Here is a 14,880-nt window from a genome sequence, read left to right as displayed (position 1 = left end):
TTCTGTAAACAGATTATATTATATCACGGGAAGCTTCCGGCGGGCATATACTATGTTGTCCGTTAAGAAAGGGTGAGATGCCGTGTTTGATTGGAACAGATATTTTCCCTTCCAAAATCAGTTCTCTAAAGAAACGTTTAAAAATGCTGATCCGAAAGATGTCGAGACATATGTCAACCGAGTGATGGAAAGCGTATTCGGCGCCGGTTATGCCGGACAGTTCCCTTTTCGCGACCCAATGTCCAAAAAGGCCGATCCGGTCGAAGCGGAACCGCCCAAGCCGGAAATTGACCTTTTTGAAACATCCGATCATGTTTTTGCGAAAATTCCCGCAGAACAAGAGGAACTCGACCGTATCAGGATTAAGCACACGTCACACAGCCTCGTTGTAGAGAACAGCAGTCTGGGAGAAGGAAAAAAAGAAATCGTACTTCCGAGCCTCGTCAAACGGAAAGGAACAAAAGCAGTCTATAAAGACGGGATGATTGAAGTTATGTTTTCAAAACAGGAAGACTACAATCTATCGGAAGTGGAGATTTTAAGATAAAAAAAAACGGCCCGCGCGATGCAGGCCGTTTTTTCTTTAATAAAATGGCGGATAACCGCCGGCTCCCGGACCGAAACCGCCGTATGGGACGCCTCCGTATCCGTAACCGGCGAACCCGTACGGATAGCGGGGTCTTGTAAAACCTGTGGCAATTACGCCTCCGAGAAGACCGCCTAAAAATCCGCCGAATAAAGGAGCGCCGAACAAAAAAGGACTTCTCGCCGGAAATCCGGCAGGACCGAAATTCCCGCGATACAATGCATGACGAGGGTACATGTTTTTCCTCCTTTATGTCTGCCTATTCTTAAGCGTATTCATAAAATGAGGAAATTGATTGGGCGATTGTAACAACATGTGCCTCTCTCTGATATTGCATTAATGTATAAATATTTTGGTTATAATTTGATTACATTTTGATTAACTGTTATACTTTTTTACAAGTTGCGACATTATAAAACCATCAGGGGGAATAAAATATGCCATTACTTCGTTTTGACGTTATTGAAGGCCGGGATGACGCAGCATTAAAAAAATTACTGGATACCGCCCATTACGCCATGGTTAAAGCTTTTGACGTCCCTGTAACGGACCGTTATCAGATCGTTCACCAGCATCGGCCTCATGAGCTTATCATTGAAGATACCGGGCTCGGTTTCAAAAGAAGCAAAGATCTTGTCATCATCAGCATTGTCAGCAAAGCGCGCACCGAACATCAAAAAGAAACGTTATATCAACTGATGGCTGATCAGCTTAAAACAGAATGCGGCATATCACCCGAAGACGTCATGATTTCCATTACAGAAAACGGGAACGCCGATTGGAGCTTCGGGCTTGGTGAGGCTCAGTTTTTAACCGGGAAACTGTAAAAGGCCTCCCCGCTTGTTCTGAATGATTGCAAACTGAATAAAAGAGGGATGTATGTTGGTTAGTGAGTTGTACCCTTGTTTGATATGCGGATTTAAAGGATTAGAAACAAGTCCCGTTTATAACGGCGAATATCAAAAAACATTTGATATTTGCCCCTGCTGCGGGTTTGAATTCGGCTACAGCGAGGACCATGACGTAAGCTTAGGGTTTATTGTAACGCCTGATCATTTAATTGAAGCGGCATTTCAGTTATACCGGAAACAGTGGATTGAGGGAGGAATGAAACTATTTTCTCCAAATGATGTTCCGGCGGAATGTAAAAATGATCATTTCCTTACATTCGATGCTTTATTAAAGCAATTAAAAGGCTTGAACCTCAATCTGAACAATTTTGATATTAATGGTTTTTATGACGAGTAAACATTATTATTAAGAAAAGGCTGCCTTGGGCAGCCTTTGTTATTCATCACATGTGTCGTTGGCAGATCCCCCGGGCTCGCAAAAACTGTCTGCCCATTTTTGCATTTCCTGAAAAACGGCTTGCAGGGCCATGCCTTTATCAGTCAGTTTATAAATGACTTTGACAGGTGTTTCAGGCAGCACCTGACGCTCGACGATTTCATTTTGTTCCAGCTCTTTGAGCCGCTCCGCGAGCATTTTTTGGCTGATTGTCGGTATCGTTTCGGTCATATCTTTAAATCGTTTCGGCCCGTCCATCAGTACATGGATAATGAGGCCGTTCCAGCGCTTTCCCAAAAGAGAAAAAGCGGATTCCATTTTAGGACACATTGTATATCCCACGTGAGTTCATCCCTTCATCTATGAATTGACAAGTTTTTTGTGATCCATTAAAATTAGTTTTCGAGTTACATTTAGTAAGCTTCTAACTTTTCTATTATGATAACACGTTTATCCGAAGGAGGAAACATGATGACATCCGTATTAGACGTTTTAAAGGAACGCGCATCTGTTAAAGAATACGATAAAGACGCGGTCATTACAAAAGAGGAATTAACAGAACTCCTTGAAATCACAACGCAAGCGCCTTCCGCCTGGAACCTTCAGCATTGGCATTTTCAAGTCTTTCACAGTGATGAAGCAAAAGCTGCCCTGCTTCCGGTTGCTTTTAATCAAAAACAGATTATTGATTCATCAGCAGTTATTGCCGTATTAGGCGATTTAAAAGCAAATGAAAATGGTGAAGACGTTTATGCTGAACTGGCTGAGCAAGGCAATATCACAGAAGAGATTAAACAAACGCTTTTAGGCCAGATTAACGGCGCATACCAAAATGATCAGTTTGCCCGTGATTCAGCATTTTTAAACGCTTCTTTAGCAGCGATGCAGCTGATGCTTGCCGCTAAAGCAAAAGGCTACGACACTTGCGCGATCGGCGGATTCAATAAAGAGCAATTCGTTAAGGAATTCGACGTGAGCGAGCGTTTCGTGCCCGTCATGCTGATTTCAATCGGCAAAGCCGTTAAGCCGGCGCATAAAAGCAACCGGCTGCCTGTATCTAAAGTGTCAACTTGGCTGTAAGATGAAAGAAACCCTTAGTCCGCTTAAGCAGACTAAGGGTTTTTTATAGGAATCGCTCACTGTACCAGGTTCTCGCCTGCTCTGCTTCCTGCTGTGTGAGCTGATGACCGCCCTCCTGCCAAACAAGAGAAACGGATGCATGAGCATCTGTCAGATACTGATAAAGCTCCTCCGATTCTTCTTTTGTACATAGGGGATCGCGTTTTCCCGCACCGATAAACACAGGCAGCCCTTCCATATCAGGCAGCTTCACTCCGCGTATCGGCACCATCGGATGATGCAGAACCGCTCCTTTCAGTACATCTTTATAATGAAACAAAAGACTTGCTGCAATATTGGCGCCGTTTGAATAGCCGGCAGCAATCACGTTTTCTCTGCTGAATCCGTACATTTGCGCCGCTTCATCAATAAAATTCTTTAATTCTTCCGTCCGTTCAATTAAATCTTTCTCGTCAAATACGCCTTCTTTCAGCCGCTTAAAAAAACGGGGCATGCCGTTTTCCGACACTGATCCTCTGACCCCGAGCAAACTTGCTTTCGGATCGATAAAACGTCCGAGCGACAGAAGATCATGTTCATTTCCCCCCGTTCCGTGCAAAAGCAGCAGAACATTCTCTGACGTTCCCTGTTCAAACACATGTTTCATCATCATTCTCCTTTCTCCATTTTGGGCAAAACAGCTGTAATCTGACTGCGATGCTCTTCAAGCCATTCCGGAAGCTTCAGCTCTGTTCCGAGATTTTCAAAGGATTCATCCGTCATAAAGCCCGGTTCATCGGTTGCCATTTCAAATAAAATGCCGCCGCTTTCTCTGAAATAGATTGAAGTAAAGTAAGACCTGTCAAGAATGTCAGATGAAGCAAGATGAGAAGCAGCAAGAATATCCTTCCACTCCGCCTGCTCTTTTTCGCTAGTGCGGAAAGCGACATGATGGACTGTCCCGTAACCGCCGATACCTGCTTCTTTCGGCGCGAGATCAACATCTATAATATGTCCGATCCGGGCCTCCGATTGCAGCCTGACAATCTGATTTTCTTCTCCTGTCTTTGAATAACCGAAGCGTTCTATGAGAAATTGAATGGTTGCTTCAGGACGGTACGAGTACAAAAGAACACCTCTCATGCCTGTGATCGCTTCTTTTTCAGTAATGCCCGAAGGCGTCCATTCACTCTGTCCGCTTCTTTCATCTTCCATTATGGCAAGCGGCAGGTCTTCTGTATCATTAAAGAGAAGCACTTGTTCAGACAGCATGATCTGTTCTTTTACATTCAAGCCGTTTTCTTCAAGCCGGCGCTTCCAAAATGCGAGTGCTCCTTTCGGCACGGAGAAATAAATTCTTCCGGCCTGCCCTTTTCCCACGGTTCCCGGGCGGCTTCCCTGAAAAGGAAAAAATGTAATGATCGTGCCTGGCTCTCCGTTTTGGTTGCCGAAATAAAAGTGATAAGTGGCCGGGTCGTCAAAATTAACGGTTTTTTTAACGAGCCGCAAACCCAGCACTTCAGTATAAAACCGAAGATTTTCAGCAGGATCTTTTGCAAATGCGGTAACATGATGCAATCCTTGTGTATTCAATGTATTCACTCCTAAATATCTTGATTTCAAGATATTAACTATTCTAATTTAATATGAATGAAGATGCAACTAAAGCGTTTCAGTTAAAAAAGTAATAGAATTCTTTTTTTTCTGAAAAATATCTTGTGATCTTATCTGACACCTGCTATGATAAGGAGCATTATCAAGTTTCAGGAGGAAAGTAAATGGTCAGAAAAGCACTAATTTTCGTTCTCATCTTAATCCCTTTCAGCCAGCTGGCCCTGCTGTCAGTCGCTAATCGGGTTCATCCGATCATTATCGGGCTGCCTTTTTTTCATTTCTGGCTGCTTTTATGGATCGCAGTCACTCCATTATGTTCGTTTCTTATTTATAGGCTGCAGAAGAAACAAGGAGGACTGGACTGATGCCCGCAAATATAACAGCATTGATCATTACAGCCGTAATCGTTTTAACCGTTGTCTGTATCGGCTTTATAGCCGGGAGAGACAAATCATCACGCACTTCTGTTGAGGAATGGTCTGTCGGCGGCAGACGGTTCGGGGGGCTCCTCGTCTGGTTTTTAGTCGGCGCGGATCTCTATACGGCTTATACGTTTTTAGGCTTAACAAGCACAGCCTACACAGGGGGAAGCGTTGCTTTTTTTGCAATCCCGTATTCTGTTTTGGCGTATTTTATCGCTTATTTCTTTCTGCCGAAGCTGTGGAAAGTGGCAAAAATACACAAATTAACGACGCTTGCCGATTATGCCCGTGAGCGTTTTGACAGTAAACTTTTGGCCAGTCTTGTCGCGATTGTCGGCGTTCTTATGCTCATTCCTTATATTTGTCTCCAGCTGAGCGGAATTCAAGATACGCTTCAGGTGGCCGGAACGGGTGTCATTAATGTCAATATGGTCGTCATCATCTCTTTTATTCTTGTAGCGCTGTATACTTTTTTCAGCGGAATTAAAGGGCCGACGTTTACGGCGATTATTAAAGACATTCTCGTGTGGGTGATTATGCTGTTTATGGTCGTCTCACTCCCGCTGATCCATTTTCACGGCTGGACGCCGATGATTCACACTTTGGCTGAAAAAGCGCCGCAAATGCTGACGATCCCGGACTCGGGGCCGAAAGGAATTCCTTGGTTTATCACAGCTTCCATCGTATCTGCGCTGGCGCTCTTTATGTGGGCGCATGCGGCAACCGGCGTATTTACGGCAAAAAGCGCAGATGCCGTCCGCAAAAACAGCATGTTTCTGCCGCTTTATAATATTGTTTTGATTCTTGTTATTTTTCTCGGCTTTATCGCGTTTCTTGTCCTGCCGGAAGATACCAATCCGCGGCTCGCTTTATTGAAGCTGATTCAAACGTCTTACGGCGGAGTCGCGCAGGGCTTTGCTTACTCCACGATTGCCCTTGCGTCATTGATTCCCTGCTCTATCATGGCCATCGGAGCATCAAACTTATTTGCGAATAACTTATATCGGGATTTGATTCACCCGAATGTGTCACCAAGCAAGCTGACAATGATCACCCGTTCAATGGTATTTGTCGTCATCGGGCTCGCGCTTTTATTCGGCATGCTGTTCCCGACTGCGCTCGTTACCCTTCAGCTTCTCGGTGTTTCCGGCATGGTTCAGATCTTTCCGGCTATCGCCGTCAGTCTGTTTTGGAAGAATCAAACGAAAGAAGCGACAATTATCGGTCTTCTCGTCGGTCTTATCGTGACATTCACGGTAAATATCACCCAATCCGCCCACGGTATATATGAAGGCTTTTGGGGTTTGACCGCTAACATGGCAGCCGTTATTATCCTTAACCCGTTTTTTGTAAAAAAAGCGGCTTCAAACGCCGTCAAAGACGGTTTATTCAATAAAGCGCCTTCTGATCAACTGAACCAAAAAGGTGCTTAACAGAAAGAAGCCGGCACGTAAATGTGCCGGTTTTTACTTTTTTTGCTTCCATTTGTAGGTAGCCACGGTTTTAGCCGGGATGACGGCTTCAAACTGCCGATTTTCTGAAACGACATGGAATTTTTGGTCGGCGGATGTCTGGTTGATTACGACTGTCACAATGGATTGATCAGGATTAAGGAACGATACATTCGAGACTGTGTTTTTGGAGCCGTAATTACTTTCTATCCGCTTTGCTCCCCGGTCGATAAATTTTGAAAAGTTGCCTGTCATATGAAAGATCGGGATATTCCAATAGCGATCAGGGTTTTTAGCATCCTGAATAAACAGCGTCGGGTCTGGGGTGCCTATCCAATGATGCGTCTTGATTTGACTGTCGAGCATCGTCACCCACGCATTGTAGCTCGACGCGCCGTTGCGGAAATACTGCGCGATCCGGTCCGCCCCTGCCGTCCCCCAGACAGACCGCTCCGTTAAGTGAATAGATTGATCAGGATATCTCTTTCCGATCTCCGACATGACGGAAAGGTCACCGTCATAATCGTGAAAAGCGATGCCGTCTGCCGCCCGGTTTCCTTTTTTATCATCTAAAATCGGCGGAATATAGTTCCACGCCCCGCTCGCATTGTGATCATAAATCCAAATTTTCGTGTCAATTACGTGTTTTTTCATTTCTTTTTTTAAGGCCAGTGCCAGTTTGCGCTGCTGAGACGGCGGCATATACATGCTCGGATAGTCGATTTCCAGCAAAGGTTCATTTTGAAGGGTCATGGCATAAATCGGAATTCCTTGCTTTTCGTACGCCTCAATAAATTTGCGGAAGTAAACGGCCAGTTCGCCGATATATTTATCTTTCAGCTTTCCCCGCTTAAGGTTTTCATTCGTTTTCATCCAAGCCGGCGGGCTCCACGGTGAGGCAATGATTTTCAGTTCCGGATTTATCGCCAGCGCTTCCTTGATGGTTGCTGTAATGTGTAAATCAATATCCTTTTGGATCGAGAAATGACGGAGCTTAGGATCTGTTTGGCCTTCAGGCATATCATCATACGTATAAAATTCCTGTGCCGTAAAATCAGATGTCCCGATTGTTATGCGCATAACGTCCATGCCGATACCATCTTTGGGATCAACGAGTTTTTTCAGCACTTCTTTTCTTTTTGCGGGTGTCATTTTTGATAAATTATGGATTGTGGATTCTTCCAGGGACGATCCTACGCCTAACACACTTTGATAGCGGCGCGACGGATCAATATACACGGCGGCGGAGTCAGAAGCCTTCTTTTTTGTCAATGTAAGCGGTGTTTGTTCGTCTAAGGCGTATTTCACTTCCTGCGGCCCGTCATACCACGTACGGGAAGCCGGATCTTTTTCAGAACTGAACCACACCCTTACTTTGTTTTTGTCTGAAGCCTTCCGATCAGCCGCATACACTTCGGTCATGCTGCTTGATATGAAAAAGAAAAACATAAGAAAAACCAGCGTCATGTGCAGACCTTTTTTAAAAAACATGAGCCACCATCCCTTTCCTTATTTTTATAAGCGATCCTAAATGAAAAGCCGGACAGTCACCTCCTTCCTGCTTGAATGAATACGCTTTCAAAATTACTGATAAAAAGCCGGCTTCACACAACGGTGAAGCCTTCCCTTTTTACACCTTTAGGATACATATGAGCCGTTTGTTTCAATCACTTTTTTATACCATTCAAATGAGTCTTTCTTAAGCCGCCTCATTGAACCGTTGCCTTCATTATCCCGATCAACATAAATCATGCCGTAGCGTTTTTTCATTTCTCCGGTTGTAAATGACACGATATCAATAATTCCCCATGGTGTATAGCCCATTACATCCACACCATCATATGTGATTGCTTTTTTCAAAGCTTTTATATGTGACGATAAATATTCAATTCTTGCTGCGTCATGAATTGAACCGTCCTCTTCTAATGTGTCGATGGCGCCGAATCCGTTTTCCACGATAAATAATGGAATCTGGTAGCGGTCGTATAAGCGGTTTAATGTGTACCGTAAACCGGTCGGGTCAATCGCCCAGCCCCAATCACTCGCTGTAATATAAGGATTGTCCACGCCGTTTGGCAATCCTCCGTTTATGACATCCCCGGTATTATCGTTTGATACATCACTTTTTACGGTTGTAGACATGTAATAGCTGAATCCGAGGTAGTCCACTCGGCCGTTTTTCAAAATCTCTTCATCACCGTCTTCAAAGTGTATCTGATAGCCTTCTCTTTCAAATTCTTTTAACGCATAGCTTGGATAATATCCGCGAACCTGCACGTCCGGGAAGAAAAAACGCTGTCTCATCGTTTCTTCAGCCAGCATCACATCATCGGGGTGAGATGAGTACGGGTAAATCGGGACATGTGATACCATCGCGCCGATCCTGAACTCGGGATTGATGTCTCTTCCCTTCGAAACAGCCAATGCGCTTGCCAGCAGTTCGTGATGGCCGGCCTGATACATGACTTCTTTTGCGTTTTCGTTTTCTTTGACGGCGACGCCCGAGTTCGTCCATAAAAAGATCGGATTATTCACATCCATCTTATTATTGATTTCGTTAAACGTCATCCAATACTTCACCTTATGTTTATAGCGTTCAAAACACACTTCAGCGAATTTCACAAAAAATCCGACTGTTTTTCTGTTTCTGAAACCGCCGTATTCCCTCGCCAAATGCAGCGGCATCTCAAAATGTGACAGCGTGATTACCGGTTCAATCCCATGTTTCAGCAATTCATCAAACACCCGGTCGTAAAAAGCCAATCCTTCCTCATTAGGCTCCGCTTCATCACCTTTAGGAAAAATTCTGCTCCAGCCGATGGACGTTCTTAAACATTTCAGGCCCAGCTCGCTGAATAATGCGATGTCCTCTTTATAACGATGATAAAAATCGATCGCTTCATGATTCGGATAAAATTCCCGCTCTTCAATTGTATCTGTTATTTTCCGGGGCACACCATGCGCGCCTGCCGTCATGACGTCCACTACACTCGGCCCCTTGCCGCCTTTATTCCATCCCCCTTCAAATTGGTGGGCGGCGAGAGCGCCTCCCCATAAAAAATCTTTTGGCAATGTCCCCATCGTTTATATCCTCCTTTATTTGACTGCCGCTTGCATGCCGAATAAATGCACTGCAGCCGCTTCGCAAGTGCAGAAGAATTCCTGCCTTTATTTTCATATTATACGTTTACATTATAATTGTACCGGTATAATTTATCAATGCATAAACAATTATAGTTAATTTACGAAATGTCTTTTAAAAACGATTATGCTATAATTCTGAAAGAAGCGGGACAATAAATGAATGAGGAATGTATATGTTAAAATACCAGCAAATCGCGATAGATATTGAAAAATACATAGAAGAACATCAGCTGCAGCAAGGGGATAAACTGCCTGTGCTGCAAACCTTAATGACCCGGTTTAACGTGAGCAAAAGCACGATCACCAAGTCCTTGGATTTATTAGAAAAAAAGGGGATTGTGTTTCAAGTGAGGGGAAGCGGCATTTTTGTCAGACGGAATAAAAGAAAAGGGTATATCAGTCTGCTTTCTAATCAAGGATTTAAAGAATCACTTGAAGATTTTAATGTCACTTCCAAATTATTAGCGCTGGAAGTGAGAAAACCCACGCCTGAGGCTGCCCAAAATCTGAATATGCCGCCTGACGGCGACGTGTATTATGTCAAGCGAATCCGATATATTGACGGGCTGACATTGTGTATCGAAGAGTCATTTTACAACAAATCGATTATTACGTATTTGAATAAAGAGATCGTGGCAGAATCAATATTTGATTATATTCGAGAAGGTCTCGGGTTAAAGCGCGGTTTTTCAGATTTATATCTGTACGCGGGGATGTTAAATGAGGAAGAAGCGGAGTACTTAGGTCTGTTTACAGGAGCGCCTAAGCTTTGCGTTGAAACGATTTTTCATTTAACCAACGGCCAGCCGTTTGACTACTCAAAAGTCACCTATCACTATGAGCAATCACAGTTTTTCATTCAGGCGAACAGCCACCTTTTTGAACAGGAAACGACATAAGACGGGCTTTTCGCAAACAAAAAACACCCAATGCGCGAGCGACGCATCGGGTGTTTTTTACTATTTCATATTCTTATTTAATGTTTCAACGGCTTTTTTCATTTGTGTATCGTTGTCCGCAAGCTGTTTTTGCAGATCCGTCATCAATTTTGCCGTTGTGTCTCCCGTTAAAATGCCTGTTTGTTTCAGTTTCTCTTTTGCTTGGAATTGTTTAACGGCTTGTTCAAATGCTTTATCATACGTGCCGTTTACTTTCACGCTGTACCCCAGCGCTTTCAGCATTTTTTGCGCATTGGTGACGGTGGTTCCGGAATCCCCGTATTTGTATGTTTTTTTCGCATCTAAATACGGCAGGTTCGCATATTCAGGAAGCTTAACCTGATATTGCGGTTTGATGCCTTTTTTATGAATCCACTCTCCGTCCGCTGTCAGCCATTTTGCGATTGTCAGCTTAACGGTAGAACCGTCGCTGTAATCTTTTGCCGTCTGCACGGTTCCTTTTCCGAACGTTTTCTCGCCGATCAGCGGAATGCCCGATGATTCATGCAGCGCAGCCGACATGATTTCCGCGGCGCTCGCGGTGCCGTCATTGACGAGGACGACTGTCGGTTTTGTCACTTTGCGCTCTTTCGTCGCTTTCATGACCTCTTTCGTGCCGTCTTTGTATTCGACCTGCATGATATTTTTCCCTTTATCGATAAACATGTTGCTCATTTTGATGGCTTCATCCATCAGGCCGCCCGGGTTGCCCCTTAAATCGAGAATGTATCCTTTCGCTCCTTGTTTTTCAAGGCTGTCAATGGCTGAATTCAGCTCTTTTGCCGTCGATTCGGAGAAGGATGTGATTTGGATTTCGCCGATGTCTCCTTTTTTCATTTCAGAGTACACCGTTTCAACCGGGATGGTGTCACGTTTGATCGACAGGTTCAGATCGCCGACACCCGCTCTGTGCAGCACAAGCTTGACGTTTGTTCCCTTTTTGCCGCGGATTAATGCGACGGCTTCGTTTACATTAAGGCCTTTAACGCTTTTGCCGTTGACCTTCAAGATCTGGTCATTCGGTTTAACCCCCGCTTTTTCCGCGGGTGACCCTTTAATCGGCGATACGATCAGGATGCTGCCGTCCTTTTCTTCCACTTGTGCGCCGATGCCTTCAAACGAAGCGGAAATTGTTTCTTCAAAAGACTTTCCTTCCTGCGGGTCCATATAAGAAGAATATGGATCATCCAGGGAACTGATCATGCCTTTTATCGCTCCGTCTACTAATTTGCTGTCATCTGTTTTTTGATAGTAATCACTTTTAATCTGCTCGTAGGCTTTATTGAATTTCTCAAATTTGCTGTTCGTCAAAGCAGCCGAGCCTTGTCCGAAAATGGTCGTATTGCCCGTGATAAACAGCGTAAGCGCCGAGGCTGCGACCGCGGTGATCAATATAATAAAAAACAGTTTAAATTGCCGCTTCAAGAAAACACCACCTTTTTATTCTTACATTATTATCATAGACGAACGCTCATTCGTCAACTTCAAACGTGAGGCGCCCTTCTTTCCCGTTTACCCAAACCTATGCTTTTCTCTCAACATATGCTGAGGAAAAAAGGAGGATTCGGCCTTTGAGCAAATATTTAGATATGCTGTCCTTATTCGGAGTCGGAGGGGCTCACCCCGGCGGACTCGCTTTTTCCAAAGCCGTTCTCACAAAAGCGGCTCCTCCTCCTGGCGAACCGATTCTTGACGCCGGCTGCGGAACGGGACAGACGGCCGCTTATCTCGGCCACCTGCTGTATCCCGTCACCTGTGTTGATAAGGACCCCCTTATGCTTGAAAAAGCAGCAAAACGATTTGCCGCTGAAGGCTTAACCATTCCGGGCTATTTGGCGGAGCTTGAGCGGCTTCCGTTTGCTGAAAATCAATTTTCCGCCGTTCTTTCCGAATCAGTTCTCACCTTTTCAAATCTTGATTCATCGCTGTCTGAAATCCTGCGGGTCCTTAAACCCGGGGGTATGCTGATCGGCATTGAAGCTGCTTTACAAAAGCCCATGCCGGAAAACGCCATCACGCAGATAAAAGACTTCTACGGTTTTACCGTATTGCAGGATGAAACGGCATGGAAACAGAGATTGCTTCAGCAAGGCTTTCAGAAAGCGGATTTCATTCCCGCTGTCTATGAAAACAATGCGCAGGAGCCGACTACAGAAATGGATTTATCGCCCGTTATTCAGCCGGTTCACTACGATACGCTAACGGCTCATTACGAGCTTATGCAGACGTACCGTGAATATATGGGACACTGCGCTTTTGTCGCTTACAAGTAAAACGGCGATTGTCCTCCTGTTTTCGTCCAACCTTTTTACCGCACTCTATCATAAGCTGACATAGAAAGATAGGTTGGATAGGAGGAGAAAAGATGCAAAACTATTATCATCTTTGCCGGCAGCACCAGGGAAAAGTAGCAAGAATTACAGAACGAAACGGCAGAGTCCACGTCGGAAGAATCGTACGGGTGACTAACAGCAAAGTGTATATCGCCCCTGTCGGCGGCCGTCACAGAGGATACGGGTTCGGCTATTGGGGAGGCTGGGGAGGCTGGGGAGCAGCCTACGGTATCGGCCTTGGTTTAATTACCGGATTTGCGCTTGGAGGTTTACTCTTCTGGTAATAAAGAAAGCCCGCTTTCTATTTTTCAAGCGGGCTTCTTCTCATTACACTTTCTTTACTTCATTAAAATATTCTTCAAGCGTTAATTGATGGTCATGGATGGCTTTTGCCGCTTTTTTGCCTACATAGCGTAAATGCCATGGTTCATACTCATACTTTGTGACATTTTCTTTGCCTTTAGGATAGCGGATGATAAAGCCGTATTCATACGCATGGTCTTTCACCCATTTGCCGTCCGCCGTGTTTCCGAACGCTTCATTCAGCTCATATCCGTTGCTTTTGCTGGAAATGTCCATGGCAAGCCCCGTCTGGTGTTCGCTTTGCCCCGGATATGCGACGGCTTCTTTCGCCTTTTTTTCACCTTTCAGACTGACTTCATTATCGAAAATAACTTTCTGTCTGTCATAAGAGCGGTATCCTGAAACGGCAACCAGGTCATAACCTTCTTTTTTCCCGGCGCTGAATAGTTCCGCCAAAGCATCGGCGGCAGGTTTGCGGATATATCGTTTCTCGATTTTCTCAGTAAAAGAAAATTCGACTTTCGGGATCACGAGATCATTCGGTTTATAATCTCCCGGCAGCGTGTATGTCTTATTCACGAGCGCAAGTGTATTTGTCGGATTTTGAATGGTCTCAAGCCCGTTCACTTCTTTAATATCATTAAAATATTTACTCTCCAATACAAAATCGCTGTTTTCTGTCTTCGTTGTTTTTTTGCTTGATGTGTCATCGGATTGTTTTGTTTCAGCTGCTGTTTTTGTGTCCTTGTGGCTGTCGCCGCCTGAAATGCTGCAGCCGGTTCCCACGATTGCGGTTACGCTGAGAGCGGCAGCGAGCGAGAACCATTTAGTGGATTTCTTCATTTTACCCTTACCTTTCTTTTTTTGAATCAGGGCGATGCATAAAGAAGAGGGCTGCTTTAATCAGCATAACCCTCATCTCAAGTTTACGATACAGTATGCAGCGCCAGTTTAATCATATCATGAAAAGTCGTTTGACGCTCTTCTGCCGTTGTTTCTTCTCCCGTTAATACGTGATCGCTTACAGTCAGGATAGACAGCGCTTTTTTGCCGTATTTAGCGGCAAGCGTATATAAAGCAGTCGTTTCCATCTCTACACCGAGGACGCCGTATCTGGCAAGCTTTTCGATTTGGGAGTCTTCATTGTAAAACTGATCGGCGGTGAATACGCTTCCGACCGCTACGGGAAGATTGTTTTTTTGCGCTTCCTGGTATGCTTTATGGAGCAGTTCGAAGTCTGCGCAAGGAGCATAATCTACACTGCCGAAGGCGACACGGTTCATCTGTGAATCCGTTGAAGACGTCATAGCCAAAATCACATCACGCACCTTCACGTCATTACGGATGGCTCCGCATGAGCCGACTCTGATTAAGTTTTGAACATCATAGCTTTGAATCAGTTCATTCACATAAATAGAGATAGACGGAACACCCATGCCGGTGCCTTGGACTGATACTTTTTTGCCGTTATATGTACCCGTAAATCCGTACATTCCTCTGACTTCATTATAGCATTCCACATTTTCAAGATAAGTTTCCGCAATAAATTTCGCTCGGAGCGGATCTCCCGGCAAAAGCACTGTATCCGCAATTTGGCCTTTTTCTGCGTTTATATGTACACTCATTTCCTTTTCCTCCTGCCTATTCAAACTCCCACCCATTGTACACTGAATAACGGTAAGAGACAATCATCAGCATGATCAGGGCGATCTTGGGCAGAATATGCGGGATGACAAGCCTAAA

18 protein-coding genes are annotated in these 14,880 nt (G+C 44.7%); 9 read left to right on the top strand and 9 right to left on the bottom strand.

Translation table 11 applies throughout. The features are described 5' to 3' along the window. Positions 1–82: 82 nt before the first annotated feature. Positions 83–547, top strand: coding sequence for a hypothetical protein (locus K3G25_RS08700; RefSeq protein WP_003153738.1), 465 nt, complete (start codon positions 83–85; stop codon positions 545–547). 36 nt (positions 548–583) lie between these two features. Here K3G25_RS08700 and K3G25_RS08695 read toward each other — a convergent pair whose 3' ends face one another. Further along, positions 584–823: a hypothetical protein gene (locus K3G25_RS08695; protein WP_003153736.1), complete on the bottom strand. Its 240-nt coding sequence runs from the start codon at positions 821–823 to the stop codon at positions 584–586. Between the two features lie 200 nt (positions 824–1,023). On the opposite strand from K3G25_RS08695, the gene K3G25_RS08690 reads away from it, so the two are divergent. After that, positions 1,024–1,413, top strand: a complete 390-nt coding sequence (locus K3G25_RS08690) for a tautomerase family protein (RefSeq protein ID WP_003153733.1) — start codon at positions 1,024–1,026, stop codon at positions 1,411–1,413. Between the two features lie 52 nt (positions 1,414–1,465). After that, on the top strand, positions 1,466–1,834 hold the full coding sequence (locus K3G25_RS08685; protein WP_012117758.1) for a hypothetical protein: 369 nt from the start codon (positions 1,466–1,468) through the stop codon (positions 1,832–1,834). Between the two features lie 39 nt (positions 1,835–1,873). Here K3G25_RS08685 and K3G25_RS08680 read toward each other — a convergent pair whose 3' ends face one another. After that, complete coding sequence (locus tag K3G25_RS08680) at positions 1,874–2,215, bottom strand: transcriptional regulator YodB (RefSeq protein ID WP_003153729.1); 342 nt, start codon at positions 2,213–2,215, stop codon at positions 1,874–1,876. A 129-nt stretch (positions 2,216–2,344) separates the two neighbouring features. Here K3G25_RS08680 and K3G25_RS08675 point away from each other — a divergent pair, with 129 nt between their 5' ends. Further along, positions 2,345–2,953, top strand: coding sequence for a nitroreductase family protein (locus K3G25_RS08675; protein WP_003153727.1), 609 nt, complete (start codon positions 2,345–2,347; stop codon positions 2,951–2,953). Between the two features lie 43 nt (positions 2,954–2,996). Here the strand turns inward: K3G25_RS08675 and K3G25_RS08670 are convergent, their stop codons facing one another. Together K3G25_RS08670 and K3G25_RS08665 are read right to left on the bottom strand one after the other, a co-directional pair. Continuing rightward, positions 2,997–3,599: an alpha/beta hydrolase gene (locus K3G25_RS08670; RefSeq protein WP_021493917.1), complete on the bottom strand. Its 603-nt coding sequence runs from the start codon at positions 3,597–3,599 to the stop codon at positions 2,997–2,999. Between the two features lie 2 nt (positions 3,600–3,601). Beyond that, positions 3,602–4,525, bottom strand: a complete 924-nt coding sequence (locus K3G25_RS08665; protein WP_029974258.1) for a ring-cleaving dioxygenase — start codon at positions 4,523–4,525, stop codon at positions 3,602–3,604. Positions 4,526–4,710: 185 nt separating this feature from the next. Between K3G25_RS08665 and K3G25_RS08660 the strand changes: the two genes are divergently transcribed. Together K3G25_RS08660 and K3G25_RS08655 are read left to right on the top strand one after the other, a co-directional pair. Then, positions 4,711–4,911: a DUF3311 domain-containing protein gene (locus tag K3G25_RS08660; RefSeq protein ID WP_003153716.1), complete on the top strand. Its 201-nt coding sequence runs from the start codon at positions 4,711–4,713 to the stop codon at positions 4,909–4,911. After that, a complete protein-coding gene (locus K3G25_RS08655) occupies positions 4,911–6,401 on the top strand; it encodes a sodium:solute symporter family protein (RefSeq protein WP_012117763.1) in 1,491 nt (496 codons plus the stop codon). The genes K3G25_RS08660 and K3G25_RS08655 overlap by 1 nt, the downstream gene beginning before the upstream one ends. A gap of 33 nt (positions 6,402–6,434) precedes the next feature. Here K3G25_RS08655 and K3G25_RS08650 read toward each other — a convergent pair whose 3' ends face one another. Both K3G25_RS08650 and bglA read right to left on the bottom strand, forming a co-directional pair. Continuing rightward, a complete protein-coding gene (locus tag K3G25_RS08650) occupies positions 6,435–7,910 on the bottom strand; it encodes a glycoside hydrolase family 30 protein (RefSeq protein WP_232489678.1) in 1,476 nt (491 codons plus the stop codon). Between the two features lie 147 nt (positions 7,911–8,057). Further along, positions 8,058–9,500 (bottom strand): 6-phospho-beta-glucosidase BglA, encoded by a 1,443-nt coding sequence (gene bglA, locus K3G25_RS08645; protein ID WP_232489677.1) that lies wholly within the window; start codon positions 9,498–9,500, stop codon positions 8,058–8,060. Positions 9,501–9,736: 236 nt separating this feature from the next. Between bglA and K3G25_RS08640 the strand changes: the two genes are divergently transcribed. Beyond that, the gene (locus K3G25_RS08640) at positions 9,737–10,462 is read left to right on the top strand and encodes a GntR family transcriptional regulator (RefSeq protein WP_014418133.1); all 726 of its coding nucleotides are present in this window, start codon (positions 9,737–9,739) and stop codon (positions 10,460–10,462) included. Between the two features lie 60 nt (positions 10,463–10,522). Here K3G25_RS08640 and K3G25_RS08635 read toward each other — a convergent pair whose 3' ends face one another. After that, positions 10,523–11,926 (bottom strand): carboxy-terminal processing protease CtpA, encoded by a 1,404-nt coding sequence (locus K3G25_RS08635; RefSeq protein ID WP_232489676.1) that lies wholly within the window; start codon positions 11,924–11,926, stop codon positions 10,523–10,525. Between the two features lie 146 nt (positions 11,927–12,072). Here K3G25_RS08635 and K3G25_RS08630 point away from each other — a divergent pair, with 146 nt between their 5' ends. Together K3G25_RS08630 and K3G25_RS08625 are read left to right on the top strand one after the other, a co-directional pair. Continuing rightward, positions 12,073–12,774 (top strand): class I SAM-dependent methyltransferase, encoded by a 702-nt coding sequence (locus tag K3G25_RS08630; RefSeq protein ID WP_017417982.1) that lies wholly within the window; start codon positions 12,073–12,075, stop codon positions 12,772–12,774. Positions 12,775–12,866: 92 nt separating this feature from the next. Further along, a complete protein-coding gene (locus tag K3G25_RS08625) occupies positions 12,867–13,118 on the top strand; it encodes a hypothetical protein (RefSeq protein ID WP_007612011.1) in 252 nt (83 codons plus the stop codon). Positions 13,119–13,161: 43 nt separating this feature from the next. Here K3G25_RS08625 and K3G25_RS08620 read toward each other — a convergent pair whose 3' ends face one another. Together K3G25_RS08620 and deoD are read right to left on the bottom strand one after the other, a co-directional pair. After that, positions 13,162–13,980: a M15 family metallopeptidase gene (locus K3G25_RS08620; RefSeq protein ID WP_003153703.1), complete on the bottom strand. Its 819-nt coding sequence runs from the start codon at positions 13,978–13,980 to the stop codon at positions 13,162–13,164. 83 nt (positions 13,981–14,063) lie between these two features. Then, a complete protein-coding gene (deoD, locus tag K3G25_RS08615; protein WP_003153702.1) occupies positions 14,064–14,762 on the bottom strand; it encodes a purine-nucleoside phosphorylase in 699 nt (232 codons plus the stop codon). Between the last annotated feature and the right edge of the window lie 118 nt (positions 14,763–14,880).

This window comes from Bacillus sp. FCW2 (assembly GCF_021228595.1).
Lineage (GTDB): Bacteria > Bacillota > Bacilli > Bacillales > Bacillaceae > Bacillus > Bacillus velezensis.
Note: the sequence above shows the minus strand (reverse complement) of the source record. Positions and strands in the feature narration are given on the sequence as shown.

Bases quoted from the DNA above. Each gene is read 5' to 3' on its own strand.
- K3G25_RS08640 (WP_014418133.1), top strand. From the start codon at position 9,737: ATGTTAAAATACCAGCAAATCGCGATAGATATTGAAAAATACATAGAA.
- K3G25_RS08625 (WP_007612011.1), top strand. From the start codon at position 12,867: ATGCAAAACTATTATCATCTTTGCCGGCAGCACCAGGGAAAAGTAGCA.
- K3G25_RS08670 (WP_021493917.1), bottom strand. From the start codon at position 3,599: ATGAAACATGTGTTTGAACAGGGAACGTCAGAGAATGTTCTGCTGCTT.
- K3G25_RS08685 (WP_012117758.1), top strand. From the start codon at position 1,466: ATGTTGGTTAGTGAGTTGTACCCTTGTTTGATATGCGGATTTAAAGGA.
- K3G25_RS08655 (WP_012117763.1), top strand. From the start codon at position 4,911: ATGCCCGCAAATATAACAGCATTGATCATTACAGCCGTAATCGTTTTA.
- K3G25_RS08690 (WP_003153733.1), top strand. From the start codon at position 1,024: ATGCCATTACTTCGTTTTGACGTTATTGAAGGCCGGGATGACGCAGCA.
- K3G25_RS08620 (WP_003153703.1), bottom strand. From the start codon at position 13,980: ATGAAGAAATCCACTAAATGGTTCTCGCTCGCTGCCGCTCTCAGCGTA.
- deoD (WP_003153702.1), bottom strand. From the start codon at position 14,762: ATGAGTGTACATATAAACGCAGAAAAAGGCCAAATTGCGGATACAGTG.
- K3G25_RS08695 (WP_003153736.1), bottom strand. From the start codon at position 823: ATGTACCCTCGTCATGCATTGTATCGCGGGAATTTCGGTCCTGCCGGA.
- K3G25_RS08660 (WP_003153716.1), top strand. From the start codon at position 4,711: ATGGTCAGAAAAGCACTAATTTTCGTTCTCATCTTAATCCCTTTCAGC.
- K3G25_RS08675 (WP_003153727.1), top strand. From the start codon at position 2,345: ATGACATCCGTATTAGACGTTTTAAAGGAACGCGCATCTGTTAAAGAA.
- bglA (WP_232489677.1), bottom strand. From the start codon at position 9,500: ATGGGGACATTGCCAAAAGATTTTTTATGGGGAGGCGCTCTCGCCGCC.
- K3G25_RS08650 (WP_232489678.1), bottom strand. From the start codon at position 7,910: ATGTTTTTTAAAAAAGGTCTGCACATGACGCTGGTTTTTCTTATGTTT.